The sequence below is a fragment of the Pseudomonas citronellolis genome, from assembly GCF_001586155.1.
GTDB classification, from domain to species: domain Bacteria; phylum Pseudomonadota; class Gammaproteobacteria; order Pseudomonadales; family Pseudomonadaceae; genus Pseudomonas; species Pseudomonas citronellolis.
The window spans coordinates 1,476,436-1,488,442 of the sequence record NZ_CP014158.1; the positions used below are offsets into that span (position 1 = coordinate 1,476,436).

The following is a 12,007-nucleotide window of genomic DNA, read 5'->3' on the forward strand; positions in this document are numbered from 1 at the left end:
CATGGACGCAACCTGGTACGTACTCCTGGCCCTGCTGCTGTTCGGCGCGGCGCTGGCCCTGCTGGTGTCGCAGAGCCGCGCGGCCAACCGCGAGCAGCACCTGATCGAACAACGCCTGGGCGCCGCCGCGCAGGGCGGCGAGGACACCGCGCGCTGGGGCGCCCGGGCCATCGAACGGCTCGGCGACGGCCCGCTGGGGCGGCGCCTGCAACCGGGCGACCAGGAGGTGCGCGACCTGCTGGCCCGCGCCGGCTGGAACGGCAACCTGCCGCGCAGCCTCTACCAGGCCGCGCAGCTGGCCGCGCCGCTGCTGGCCTGCGCCCTGGTGGCGCTGGCCGGCCTGCTGCGCGGCGACGCCCTGGACGACCTGCTGCTGCCGCTGGCCTTCGCCGCCGGTCTCGGCTTCCTGCTGCCCAAGCGCGTGCTGGCGCACCTGGCGGACAAGCGCTGCCGGCGCCTGGCCGAGGAAGTCATCGTCTTCATCCAGCTGATCCGCATCCTCTTCGACACCGGCCTGACCGTGGAACAGGCGTTGCGGGTGGTGCAACTGGAGGGACGCAACATCGTGCCGCTGCTGACCCAGGAGCTGGACCTGGTGCTGGCCCACGCCGACAGCGGCCTGGACCTGGCCGACGAGCTGGATCAGCTGGCCAGGCGCCTGCAGGTGGCCGAGCTCGCCGACTGCTGTGGCGTGCTACGCCAGATGCTGCGCCAGGGCGGCAGCGCGCGGGCCTCGCTGGCGACGCTCAAGGCCCTGTTCGAGGACCGCCGGCTGACCTCGCTGCAGGAAAAGATCAGCAAGCTGGCGGCGAAGATGAGCCTGGTGATGATCACCCTGCTGTTCCCGGCGCTGCTGATCATCCTGGCCGGGCCGGGGTTCATGGCCATCACCAAGGCACTGGGGGGAATGTGATGAGGACGTTGTGCTTGCTGGGCTTTATCGGCCTGGCCCTGGGCGGCTGCGCCAACCTGCCGGACGACCTGCGCGGCAACCTGGCGGAGAACTTCCCGGCCCTCGGCCAGAGCTGCGGCAGCCGCCTGAGCCAGGACCAGGAACTGCAGCTGGACATGGCCCGCGGCATGTTGCGCGAGGGCCGCCTGCACGCCGCCCTGGCGCACCTGCAGACACTGCCGGCGCAGTCGCTGGACGTGCGCGAAAGCAAGGCCGTGGCGCTGCGCCGCATCGGCAGCCCGCAGGCCAGGGCCGAGTACCAGGCCCTGCTCGGCACCTGCAAGGCCGGCGAGGCGCACCACGGCCTGGGCCAGATCGCCCTGCGCGAGGGGCGCATCGCCGAGGCCGAGCGCGAACTGCGCGTGGCGGCGCGGTTGCAGCCCACCGACCGGCTGGTGCGCAACGACCTGGGCGTGGTGCTGCTGCGCAAGGGCGACCGCGAAGGCGCGCGCTTCGAATTCCTCACCGCCCTGGAGCTGGACGGCGACGACAAGCTGCCGGCCAGCAACCTGCTCAGCCTGTTGCTGCTGGAGGGCAAGACCGCCCAGGCCACGGCGCTGGCCGAGAAGGCGCGGCTGTCCGACGAGCAGGTGCGCCAGGCCCGCCAGCGCGCCGATGCGCTCAGGAGCGGCGCACCGGCGCCGCGGGTGGCTCAAGTGGCAGCGCCGCTGCCAGCCGTGCCGGCGGCGGACGGCGCCAGCGTGGCCCAGGTCCGCGTGCAGGCGCAGCCCCTGCCGCAGCCGCTGGTGGAACAGCAGATCAGGTAATCGACGGCGGGCGCCCGGCCGCAAGGCGGCCAGGGCCCGCGATGGAAACGGAGACTAGCTATGAAACGGATCATCCTCAGCGGCCTTCTGCTGGCCGCCCCCCTGGGCCTTGGCGCCACCGAGTCGGCGCGGCCGCAAGCGGGCAGCAGCGCCCGCGACCAGTGGGAAGTCGACCACTGGCTGCAACTGCAGCGCAGCGGCCAGCAGGCCTCGGCCAACCGCCAGGCCGCCACCGCGGCCGAGCGCGACCGCGCCTACCGGCGCTACCTGGACAGCTACAGCCACCCGATCCCCGAGTACCTGCTGGACGAGAACCAGGGCTTCAACACCGGCAGGAAGTGATCCCCGACGTCAAGGAGATGTCCATGTTCGGCAAGCGGCAGCGCGGCGCTATCGGTGTGCTGGCGGCAGTCACCCTGCTGTTGGTGCTGATCTGCATGGCCCTGGTGGTGGACACCGGGCGCCTGTACCTGGAGCAGCGCAAGCTGCAGCGGGTGGCAGACATGGCGGCGCTGGAGAGCGCCACCCAGAGCGGCATGTGCGCTACCCAGGCGAACGCCGACGTGCAGGCGCTGGCGATCACCAGCGCGCGGCGCAACGGCTTCGCCGACGACGGCCGGCTGGTCGCAAGCCTGGGCGACGTGGTCTTCGACGGCAGCGGCCAGCGGCGTGTATTCCGCGCCGCCAATAGCAGCTGGAACGACTCGGTGCAGGTCGTCGCCAGCCGCACGGTGCCTTCGAGCCTGGTGCTGAACGTCGCCTCGGTGTTCGGCGCCGGCACGCCCACCAGCGTCACCCTCCAGGCCCAGGCGGTGGCCCGGCGCCAGGCCATGGCCGCGCTGTCGGCGGGCAGCGGCCTGCTGCGCCTGGACAGCAGCAATTCACCTCTGCTCAACGCCTTGCTCGGCGGCCTGCTGGGCACCCGGCTGAACCTCGACCTGGTGACCTACCAGGGCATCGCTGGCGCCAACGTCAGCCTGTTGGCGCTGGGGCAGGGGCTGCAGGCGGCCAAGGTGAACCTCAACCTCGGCTCGGTGGACAGCCTACTTCAGACCGATATCAGCGTGTTGCAACTGGTCACGGCGATGGCCAATGCCGCCGATGCCTCGCAGGTGGTTGGCATCAACACCGGCCTGCTGCGCACAGCGTTGGCGAAGGTGGAGGTGCCCAGCGCACGACTGACGCTAGGCCAGATCATTTCGGTCATCGCACCAGACGCGGCGCGCAATTCGGCCCTCGGGGCGGACGTCAACCTCGGCGACCTGCTGATGGCCACCGCCATGCTGGCCAACAAGGGACATGCGCTGGAACTGCCCAACCTGAGCATCGGCATCGCCGGCGCCAAGGCCACGGTAACGCTGGAAGTGATCGAGCCGCCGCAGATCGCCATCGGCTATCCCGGCAAGGATGACAGTGGCCAGTGGCGTACCGTCGCCAAGACGGCCCAGGTGCGGCTGGGGGCGACAGTGGATGCCGACCTGCTCAACCTGGGGCTGGTGCAGGCGCATATCGGGCTGGGTGTGCGGGTGGCGCAGGGCAGCGCCGCCTTGGACAGCATCCAGTGCGGCAGCGTCGGTCACTACGGCTCGGTCACGGTGCAGGCCACGCCGGGCATTGCTTCCATCGACAAATTGGAGCTCAAGGCCCATGCCCTCAGCAACCTGCTGAACGTCGAGACCGACGTTGCCACCATTGCGGGCGTGCAGATCGCCGCTTCGCCGATACAGCTCACCTACGATATCGCCGACGCCGACGACCTGCCCAGCACCGTGCAGCGCGCCTCCACCCCCCTGGGCCAGTCGCTGGCCAGCGCGCTTGGCGAACTGGGCAAGTCACTCAAACTGAAAATCACCCTAGGCAAGGACTCGAGCTGCAGGGGTTTGCTGTCCTGCCTGCTAGGAAGCGTGTGGGACAGCCTGAACAAGGTGCTCGCTGGCATCACCGATACGCTGGAGGGGCTGGTTCAGCTACTGACCGGGGCGCTGTCCTCACTGCTGGGGGCGTTGGGCCAGGCATTGCTGGACCCCCTGCTGCAACTGCTGGGCATCCAGACCGGCACCCTCGACGTGCGCATCATCGACCTGCGCACCCCGGGCGCCCAACTCCTGATCTAGGCCACGGCCGTCGCCAGGCAACCACGACTCTACCCGGGGGAACCCATGCAGCAGAAACACCCGAGCCGCCAGCGCGGCGCCGTGACCATCGAGTTCGCCGCCGCCTTCATCCTGTTCTTCACCGTGATGTACGGCGTGCTGGCGTATGGCATCCCCATGCTGGTGCTGCAGTCGTTCAACGACGCCGCGGCCGCTGGCGCGCGGGTGGCGCTGTCGGTGAACGACTCGCTGGGCTCGCAGCAGTACCAGGCGGCCCTGCAGGACACCGTGGCCCAGGCCGTGTCGAGCCGCCTGGGCTGGATGCCGAGCCGCTGGTACACCGGCTGCAGCGGCGGCAAGTACGTGGCCGCGCCGGTGGCCGAGGGCCGCTACACGCGCATCACCGTCTGCGTGCGCTACCCCGCTGATGCCACCCCGCTGGTGCCGGTGCTGACACTGCCGGGCATTGGCCCGGTGCCGCGGCTGCCCGCGGTGCTGCAGGCCCAGGCCAGCCTGCTGCTGTGAGGTCGACGATGCGAGGACTGTTCCGTGGCCACTCCAACGACAAGGCCGCCCCGGTACCCGGTGGCGATGCGCTGATGCAAGAGACACAGAGCGGCCTGGACGAGCCGTTCTGGCAATGGAGCCAGGCGCACTGGGACCTGTGCATCGAACTGGATGCCGAGGACCGCGTGTGCCGCCTGGGCGGGCGCCGCGCCCGCTGCCTGGCGCAGCCGACACATGCCGGCACGGCGCGCCTGGGCGACTACCTGGAGCGCAGGTCCCGGCCCGCCGGGGCGCCGCTGGAATTGCGCCAGGGCCGCCAGGTGGACCTGGCCCTGCGCAGCCTCGACCAGCAGCCGCTGGTCTTCCGCGTGCAGGTCAGCCCGCTGGCCGGCCGCGGCTGCCTGCTGCTGGGCACCGACATCTCCGACCTGAACTGGCAGAGCGACCGGGAAAAGTCGCAGATGCAGTGCTTCAACGTGATCAAGCAGTTGCTCTCCCGGCTCAGCCACGTCGCCCTGGCCGAGCTGCCGGGGGCGCTGGGCGAAGTGCTGGAGGTCATGGCCAACAGCTTCGCGCTGCAATCCATGGCGCTGGTCCTGGCGGAGCCGGGCGGCGGCGGGCGGGTGTTCGCCTGCTACGTCCGCCCCGGCGCCAACAGCCTGCTGCGCGAAGGCCTGGCCCTGCCGGATTGCGGGCTCGCCGCCCTGGCCGACAGCACCCTGCTCGGCGCCGGCGGGCCCGGCTCGGCGTTGCTGAAGCAACTGTGCTGCGAACACCTGCGGGTGGTGCCGGCGACGCCGCAGGGCGGGCAGGGCGCCTGGCTGATCGGCGAACCGGACGGCCTCGACGAAGGCCGCGCGGGACTGTCGCCCGGCGACTGGCAGTGCCTGGCCGAACAACTGGCGCTGCAGGTCTTCGGCCGCCTCGAACGCAAGCGCCTGCGCGATGCCCTGCACCGGCTGAACCTGCTGGAGAGCAGGGTGCAGGGCGGCTACTGGCGCTACGACGCGGCGCGCGAAGGCTTCCAGTTCTCCGCCGCGGTGGCGGCCATCCTGGAATTGCCCGAGGGGCAGACGCGGCTGTCGCGGGAGGAACTGCTGCAGCGGCTGCACCCCGCCGATGCCGACGAACTGCTGATACGCCTGCGCCAACTGGGCCCCGGCGGGGAGCTGGCGCAGGACCTGCGCCTTTGCCCGGATTCCTGGACCCGCATCCGCCGCTGGCTGCACCTGCAGGGGCGCTGGCAGGGCGGCAGCGAGCACGGCTTCCTTGACGGCGTGCTGCTCGACGTCAGCGAGGCCCGCCAGCAGGCGCAGCAGGCCGAGGCCACCCATGCGCGCCTGCGCAACCTGATCGACAAGGCGCCGGTGGTGATCTACGTGCAGCGCGTGGAAGACGGCCAGCTGATTCCGGAGTTCTACAGCGAAAGCGCCGGCAACCTGCTGGGCCTGGACCTGCAGGCGAACAGCTGGCAGGCCCTGGCCGAGCGCGTGCACCCGGACGACCTGGGCAGCTTCTTCGAGCGCGGCCGCACGCTGCTGCGCGAAGGGCGTGTCAACGCCGAATACCGCCTGCGCGACGGCGCCGGGCAATGGCACTGGCTGTACGACGAGGCCAAGCTGCTGCGCGACGCCCAGGGCCTGCCGCGGGAAGTGGTGGGCCTGTGGCTGGACGTGACCGAGCGGCACCAGGCCGCGCAGCGCATCGCCGAGAGCGAGGAGCGCTACCGGATGCTGGTGGAGGATTCGCCGGCGCTGATCTGCCGCTATTCGGCCAGCCTGGTGCTGACCTTCGTCAACCACACCTTCGCCGGCTTCCTCGGCGAGCCGGTGGAGGCCCTGCTGGGGCGGCGCCTGGACTACTGGCTGTCCGAGCGCGATTGCAGCGCCCTGCGCGCCCGCCTGGTCGAAGGGGCCGGCGGCGGCGTCGAGGAATCCTGGGAACTGCGCTTCAACCTGCCCGGACGCGAGTGCCGCTGGCTGATCTGGAGCGACCGCCTGCTGTTCGACGAGCAGGGCCGGCTGCGCGAAGTCCAGGCGGTCGCCCGCGACAACACCTCGGTGCGCCATTCCCAACAGCAACTCGCCCAGGGCGCCAAGATGGCCGCCCTGGGGCAGATGGTCAGCGGCATGGCCCACGAGATGAAGCAGCCCCTGCACGTCATGCGCCTGGCGCTGTTCAATGCCTGGCAGCGCCTGGACGACCCGCAGTACCTGGGCGAGAAGCTCAAGCGGGTGGATGCCCAGGTCGACCGGCTGACCCGCGTGGTCAACCACATGGGGGTGTTCAGCCGCAAATCCGACCTGGACATGGCCCCGTTCGATCCCCAGGCCTGCTGCGAGGCGGTGGTGCTGCTGCTGGGCGAGAGCATGACCCAGCAAGGCATCACCCTAGAGCTGGAGGCGCCCCAGGCGCGGCCGAAGGTCATGGGCTTCGCCGACCAGCTGGAGCAGGTGCTGGTGAACCTGCTGGCCAACGCCCGCGACGCCTTGCTGGAAAAGCGCGAGGGCGACAGGTGGATCCGCCTGGGCCAGCGCCCTTGCGCCGAGCCCGGGTGGCTGGAACTGCACGTGTGCGACAGCGCCGGAGGCATCGAGCCGGCACTGCTGGAACGCATCTTCGAACCCTTCTTCACCACCAAGCCGGTGGGGCAGGGCACCGGGCTGGGCCTGTCGGTGAGCCACGACCTGATCCGCAACATGGGCGGCAGCCTGTGCGTGAGCAACGCCGAAACGGGGGCGCTGTTCGTCATTCGCCTGCCCCTGGCGGAAGGCTGAAAGTTCCGGGGTGATGATCGCCGGCGAAGAAGTTCGCCGGTTTTTTCTTGCGATGTAGAAATAGATTCCGATGTTGGGCAAAGTTGCCCCCGGGGCATACTTTGTTTTCCATCATTCGAAGAACGATTGATTGCGACGATGATATAGCGAGGGCATTGATATGCTGTTGGCGATTCTTGCTGGCGTGCTTGTTGTTATTGTCCTTGAGTTTCTCCGCGTATTGAGAAACTCCGCCCGTAGGCGGCGCAATCCTGAAGACGAATGAGGTAGAAAAGGCGGGAGGCTGTCCCTGCAACGGGGGCGGCCAGGTGTTGCTCAGGGGCGCGCGGCTAGGAACGTAGAGGCTGCGCGAAGGGGGCGAGGTTGCGCGCCGGGCTAGCCGGCCCGGGCCCTGGAGAAGCGGATCTTCTGCCAGCTGACCGAGCTTCTGAAGTCACCGGTATCGCCCAGCAGCTTGAAGCGCATGCTGCGGTACAGGGCGGTGGGGAAGCTGCAACCTATTCTTCTGAGATGACCATACATCCAGACCAGGCCGGAGTCCTCGTATTGAACTTTTGCTTGCATGGCATTCCTTGAATGAAGGATGAGTCGTTCTTCTGGTTTTGCATAGGGCTCGACTTTTGAATTATGGAAGTGGGTGGATGAATTGGATATATCCACATGGAACTAGTTGCTTCGTCTAGTTATTGAGTAGGCGCGACTTTCCCGGGGTTATCCCGGTGGGATATCGGCGTGGGTTCTCGGGCGGCGGGTGTACTACGCAAAGGGAAGGCCTGCGCCTCCCCGGTCACCGGGCGTTCATTCCCCTGGCGGGAGCAGCGTGTCGATCTCGCGGAAGATCGCCTGCCATTCCGCCTCGCTCATCTCCATCAGGCCGAAGGAGCGCAGCAGGAAGGCGCCCTTGGCGGCGAGGAAGGCCAGGCGGGCGTTGCGGCTGCGCTCGTCGTCGCCGCCGTCCTGGATCAGCAGGGGGCGGTACCAGTCGCTGGAGCGCTGGCGCAGCTCCTCCCGGCTGAGCATCGCCGCCAGCACCGCCGCGGCGCGCTTGCCCAGGGCCTCGTCGCTGGCGGCCAGCAGTTGCACGTGGGCGCGCAGGTTGTCGAGCGGTTCCGCTTCGTCTGGGGCGTTGTCGCGCACAGCCACCTCGAACTCCGCTTTCCATCGGTTGAACATGGCCTCGATCAGCCCATCCTTGGTGCCGAAGCAGGATTGCACGCCACCCTTGCTGATGCCGGCGGCCTTGGCCACCTCGCCGATGGACAGCGCCGCAACGCCTTCGCGCATGACCACGCCTTCGGCGGCATCCAGGACCTTGCCTCTATCAATGACGGGGCGCTTACTCATCGGGTCTCTTCTGCATTAGAATACGGTCGTATTTTAAGGTTGGCCAGCCGTGCGCCCGCCCGTGCCGGTTGTGCCCCGCTGCGCCTGGCAGCCTGGGGACGGCACGGTCCTTCTCGATTCGCAGCAGCCGCTAGAGCTGCGCGCGTGCGGTAATGGCCAGGGACCCTGTCCGGCAGGGAGGCGGTGGCTTCCATTCCTGACCGATTCGTCAACGCTTGCCACCCGCTCGGCGAGGGGCAAGTCATCAATGTTCATGGCAATGGCGTTTTTTTGACATTGCCGGTCTTGCGGGTGAACGTCGCCGCTATGTGGACGGAAGGCTGACGCTTTCACCCAATGGGGAAGCATAACGCGCCCAGCGGGAAAGGCACGTCAGACATGCTGGCAATTTACAGGCGCCATTGCCGATGCCGCCTGTCGACCCTTCGCCGAAGGCCGTCTCTGGATTGATGTATGGAAATGGAAAGCAGTACTTGCGCCGGTATCGCCTTCGCCAGGCGCATCTACGCGCCACGCAGCCTGGGCTGTGGTCTCAGCTTCGTTTTCATCGCGGTGCTCACCTATCCTGGGCACCCCGCGCTCTGGGCCTGGATGCTGGTCAACGGCTTCCTCTGGCCGGGCCTGGCCCGCTTCATCGCCGTGCGTGCCGCCGAGCCCTACCGGGCCGAACTGCGCAACCTGCTGCTGGATTCGCTGTTCGCCGGCGGCTGGGTGGCGCTCATGCACTTCAGCCTGCTGCCCTCGGCGCTGCTGCTGTCGATGGTCACCATGCACAACGTGGCGGCCAACGGCCCCGGCTTCATGCTCAAGGGCCTGCTGGCCAACGCGGCGGGCATCCTGGCGATGGGCTTGCTGACTGGCTACCAGGTGGACCTGGAGACGCCCGGGCGGGTGATCTGGGCCTGCCTGCCGATGCTGTTCTTCTACCCGCTGGCGGTGGGCTGGACCAGCTACAGCCTGGCGCGCCGCCTGCACGCCCAGCGCCGCGCCTTCTCCCTGGTGGACTGCTTCGACCAGCAGTTGCTGCTGTCCTACGACGTCTGGCTGCACCGCCTGGCCCAGGAATTCGGCCGCTGCCGGCGCGGCGGGCCGCGGGCGACCCTGGCGCTGATCCGCATCGACGACCACGCCCGCCTGCGCCTGCGCTACGGCAACCTCACCGCCGAAGCCCTCAGCGTGCGCCTGGGCCACCTGATCAAGGCCGAGGTGCGCAACACCGACCACGTCAGCCGCAAGCACCCGGACGAATACCTGGTGCTGTTCCGCCAGACCCACGGCGCCGGCGCCCGGGCCTGCGTCGAGCGCATCGCCCAACTGTTCGGCAACTTCGACGAAGCCTCGCTGCCGCCGCTCTCGCTGAGCATGGGCCTGGCCGACTACTCGACCGACTTCGCCAGCGAACACGACTGGATCGAACACGCCCGCCAGGCCCTGGCGCCGTGCGCCGCCGCCGAGGACGCAGCCCCGTAGGAGCGGGCCCTGCCCGCGAATCGCGCGCAGGGCGCGCTCCTACAGGGGGAATGGCGCGGGTGGGGCCGCGCGGATCCCATCTGCGAACCGCGCCGGTGGTTCCGGTTATCGCGGATAAGATCCGCTCCTACGGGGGAGGAATACCGTGCTCCCCAGCAACCTGTAGGAGCGGGCCCTGCCCGCGAAATCGCGCGCAGGGCGCTCTCCTACAGGGGAATGGCGCGGGTGGGGCAGCGTAGGAGCGGATCCCTTCCGCGAACCACGCCGGTGGTTCCGGTTATCGCGGATAAGATCCGCTACGGGGGAGGAATACCGTGCTCCCCAGCAACCTGTAGGAGCGGGCCCTGCCCGCGATTTCGCGCGCAGGGCGCGCTCCTACAGGGGAATGGCGCGGGTGGGGCAGCGTAGGAGATCTCATCCGCGAACCGCGCCGGTGGTTCCGGTTATCGCGGATAAGATCCGCTCCTACGGGGGAGGAATACCGTGCTCCCCAGCAACCTGTAGGAGCGGGCCCTGCCCGCGATTTCGCGCGCAGGGCGCGCTCCTACAGGGGAATGGCGCGGGTGGGGCAGCGTAGGAGATCCCTTCCGCGAACCGCGCCGGTGGTTCCGGCTATCGCGGACAAGGTCCGCTCCTACGGGGGAGGAATACCGTGCTCCCCAGCAACCTGTAGGAGCGGGCCCTGCCCGCGAAATCGCGCGCAGGGCGCGCTCCTACAGGGGAATGGCGCAGGTGGGGCAGCGTAGGAGCGGATCCCTTCCGCGAACCGCGCCGGTGGTTCCGGCCATCGCGGACAAGGTCCGCTCCTACGGGTAACTCTGGATTTGCCATTCGCTCCGAACGGCCCCCTCTCCCTTCAGGGAGAGGGTTGGGGAGAGGGCGCTCTTACCCCCAACACCACAGTCACCGGGAAACTCCCTTCGCGAGCAAGCTCGCTCCTACGAAGAGCGCCTCGGCGCGATGCTCAGCCGGCTGGTATCCACCAACTCCAGCGCCCGCGCCCGCAACTGCCCGCAACCGCCATCCACATCCTGCCCGGCGCTGTTGCGCACCTTGGTCAGCACGCCGCGGCTGTGCAGGTAACGCACGATCTCGACGATGCGCCCGCCGTCCGGGCGCTGGTAGGCGTCGCCTTCCAGGGCGTTGAAGGGAATCAGGTTGAGCACCGCGAACTTGCCCCTGAGCAGGCGCAGGATGCCATCCAGCTCATCCTTGCCATCGTTCACGCCCTTGAGCAGCGTCCACTGGTACTGGATGGGGTAGCCGACCTGGCGGGCATAGGCCTCGCCCAGTTCCACCAGTTCGTCCGGCGTGAGCTTCGGTGCCTTGGGCAGCAGGTGTTCGCGCAGGCCCGCGCGGGTGGTGTGCAGCGACAGGGCCAGGGCCGGTTTCACCCGCTGTTGCGGCAGGCGCTCGAACACCCGCGGGTCGCCCACCGTGGAGAACACCAGGTGCTTGTGGCCGATGCCGCCGTCGCTGCCGAGGATGTCGATGGCCTCCAGCACGTTGTCGAGGTTGTGCGCCGGCTCGCCCATGCCCATGAACACCACCTTCTTCACCCGCCGCAGGCGCCGCGCCAGCACCACCTGGGCGACCATCTCGGCGGCGCTGACCTGGCGCAGCAGGCCGCTGCGGCCGGTCATGCAGAAGCGGCAACCCACCGCGCAGCCGACCTGGCTGGACACGCACAACCCATCGCGCGGCAGCAGCACGCTCTCCACCATCTGCCCGTCGGCCAGGCTCACCAGCAGGCGCTCGGAACCGTCCCCGGCGGGGTGGCGGGAATGCAGGCGCGCCAGGCCTTCCAGCTGCGCGGCCAGTTCCGGCACGGCGTTGCGCACCGCCAGCGGCAGGAAGTCCTCGCTGGCCTGGCGCTTGGTCCCGGCATCCAGCGCCTGGCCCTGCAGCCAGGCACGCAGCATCCGCCCGCGGTGGCGGGGCAGGGCGCCGAGGTCGGCGAGGCGTTGGTCGAAATCGGTCAGGCGCATGGGGCGCGCATGCTAACACCGGCGCGGGGTGTGGCGAAGGTGGGGTGATGGGCGAGCAGGTCCGTCCGGACCATGCCCCGAACAGCGTTTCGGAGGCTTCCCACATGGC

At 68.9% G+C, this 12,007-nt stretch carries 10 protein-coding genes; 7 read left to right on the plus strand and 3 right to left on the minus strand.

The window, feature by feature from the left end; genetic code table 11:
- The first annotated feature begins 1 nt into the window (after position 1).
- Genes PcP3B5_RS06705 through PcP3B5_RS06730 form a run of 6 tightly spaced genes read left to right on the plus strand, consistent with a single transcriptional unit; the run spans position 2 to position 7,096 of the window.
- Positions 2-913, plus strand: coding sequence for a type II secretion system F family protein (locus PcP3B5_RS06705; protein WP_061560852.1), 912 nt, complete (start codon positions 2-4; stop codon positions 911-913).
- The gene (locus tag PcP3B5_RS06710; protein ID WP_061560853.1) at positions 913-1,719 is read left to right on the plus strand and encodes a tetratricopeptide repeat protein; all 807 of its coding nucleotides are present in this window, start codon (positions 913-915) and stop codon (positions 1,717-1,719) included. Before PcP3B5_RS06705 ends, PcP3B5_RS06710 begins: the two co-directional genes overlap by 1 nt.
- Positions 1,720-1,779: 60 nt before the next feature.
- Positions 1,780-2,061: a DUF3613 domain-containing protein gene (locus PcP3B5_RS06715; RefSeq protein WP_061560854.1), complete on the plus strand. Its 282-nt coding sequence runs from the start codon at positions 1,780-1,782 to the stop codon at positions 2,059-2,061.
- 23 nt (positions 2,062-2,084) lie between these two features.
- Entirely contained in the window at positions 2,085-3,833 is a 1,749-nt protein-coding gene (locus PcP3B5_RS06720; RefSeq protein WP_061560855.1) for a pilus assembly protein TadG-related protein, read from the plus strand.
- Between the two features lie 45 nt (positions 3,834-3,878).
- Positions 3,879-4,337, plus strand: coding sequence for a TadE/TadG family type IV pilus assembly protein (locus tag PcP3B5_RS06725; RefSeq protein ID WP_009618307.1), 459 nt, complete (start codon positions 3,879-3,881; stop codon positions 4,335-4,337).
- A gap of 8 nt (positions 4,338-4,345) precedes the next feature.
- A complete protein-coding gene (locus PcP3B5_RS06730) occupies positions 4,346-7,096 on the plus strand; it encodes a PAS domain-containing sensor histidine kinase (protein ID WP_082816266.1) in 2,751 nt (916 codons plus the stop codon).
- A gap of 375 nt (positions 7,097-7,471) precedes the next feature.
- On the opposite strand, the gene PcP3B5_RS06735 is transcribed toward PcP3B5_RS06730, so the two are convergent.
- Both PcP3B5_RS06735 and PcP3B5_RS06740 read right to left on the minus strand, forming a co-directional pair.
- Positions 7,472-7,660 carry a hypothetical protein gene (locus PcP3B5_RS06735; protein ID WP_061560856.1) on the minus strand — a complete coding sequence of 63 codons (189 nt, stop codon included), beginning with the start codon at positions 7,658-7,660 and terminating at the stop codon, positions 7,472-7,474.
- Positions 7,661-7,894: 234 nt separating this feature from the next.
- Entirely contained in the window at positions 7,895-8,440 is a 546-nt protein-coding gene (locus tag PcP3B5_RS06740) for a TetR/AcrR family transcriptional regulator (RefSeq protein WP_061560857.1), read from the minus strand.
- Between the two features lie 459 nt (positions 8,441-8,899).
- Here PcP3B5_RS06740 and PcP3B5_RS06745 point away from each other — a divergent pair, with 459 nt between their 5' ends.
- On the plus strand, positions 8,900-9,910 hold the full coding sequence (locus tag PcP3B5_RS06745; protein WP_160326816.1) for an MASE2 domain-containing protein: 1,011 nt from the start codon (positions 8,900-8,902) through the stop codon (positions 9,908-9,910).
- Between the two features lie 938 nt (positions 9,911-10,848).
- Here PcP3B5_RS06745 and PcP3B5_RS06750 read toward each other — a convergent pair.
- On the minus strand, positions 10,849-11,898 hold the full coding sequence (locus tag PcP3B5_RS06750; protein ID WP_061560858.1) for an RNA methyltransferase: 1,050 nt from the start codon (positions 11,896-11,898) through the stop codon (positions 10,849-10,851).
- Between the last annotated feature and the right edge of the window lie 109 nt (positions 11,899-12,007).

Bases quoted from the DNA above. Each gene is read 5' to 3' on its own strand.
- PcP3B5_RS06705 (WP_061560852.1), top strand. From the start codon at position 2: ATGGACGCAACCTGGTACGTACTCCTGGCCCTGCTGCTGTTCGGCGCG.
- PcP3B5_RS06710 (WP_061560853.1), top strand. From the start codon at position 913: ATGAGGACGTTGTGCTTGCTGGGCTTTATCGGCCTGGCCCTGGGCGGC.
- PcP3B5_RS06715 (WP_061560854.1), top strand. From the start codon at position 1,780: ATGAAACGGATCATCCTCAGCGGCCTTCTGCTGGCCGCCCCCCTGGGC.
- PcP3B5_RS06720 (WP_061560855.1), top strand. From the start codon at position 2,085: ATGTTCGGCAAGCGGCAGCGCGGCGCTATCGGTGTGCTGGCGGCAGTC.
- PcP3B5_RS06725 (WP_009618307.1), top strand. From the start codon at position 3,879: ATGCAGCAGAAACACCCGAGCCGCCAGCGCGGCGCCGTGACCATCGAG.
- PcP3B5_RS06730 (WP_082816266.1), top strand. From the start codon at position 4,346: ATGCGAGGACTGTTCCGTGGCCACTCCAACGACAAGGCCGCCCCGGTA.
- PcP3B5_RS06735 (WP_061560856.1), bottom strand. From the start codon at position 7,660: ATGCAAGCAAAAGTTCAATACGAGGACTCCGGCCTGGTCTGGATGTAT.
- PcP3B5_RS06740 (WP_061560857.1), bottom strand. From the start codon at position 8,440: ATGAGTAAGCGCCCCGTCATTGATAGAGGCAAGGTCCTGGATGCCGCC.
- PcP3B5_RS06745 (WP_160326816.1), top strand. From the start codon at position 8,900: ATGGAAAGCAGTACTTGCGCCGGTATCGCCTTCGCCAGGCGCATCTAC.
- PcP3B5_RS06750 (WP_061560858.1), bottom strand. From the start codon at position 11,898: ATGCGCCTGACCGATTTCGACCAACGCCTCGCCGACCTCGGCGCCCTG.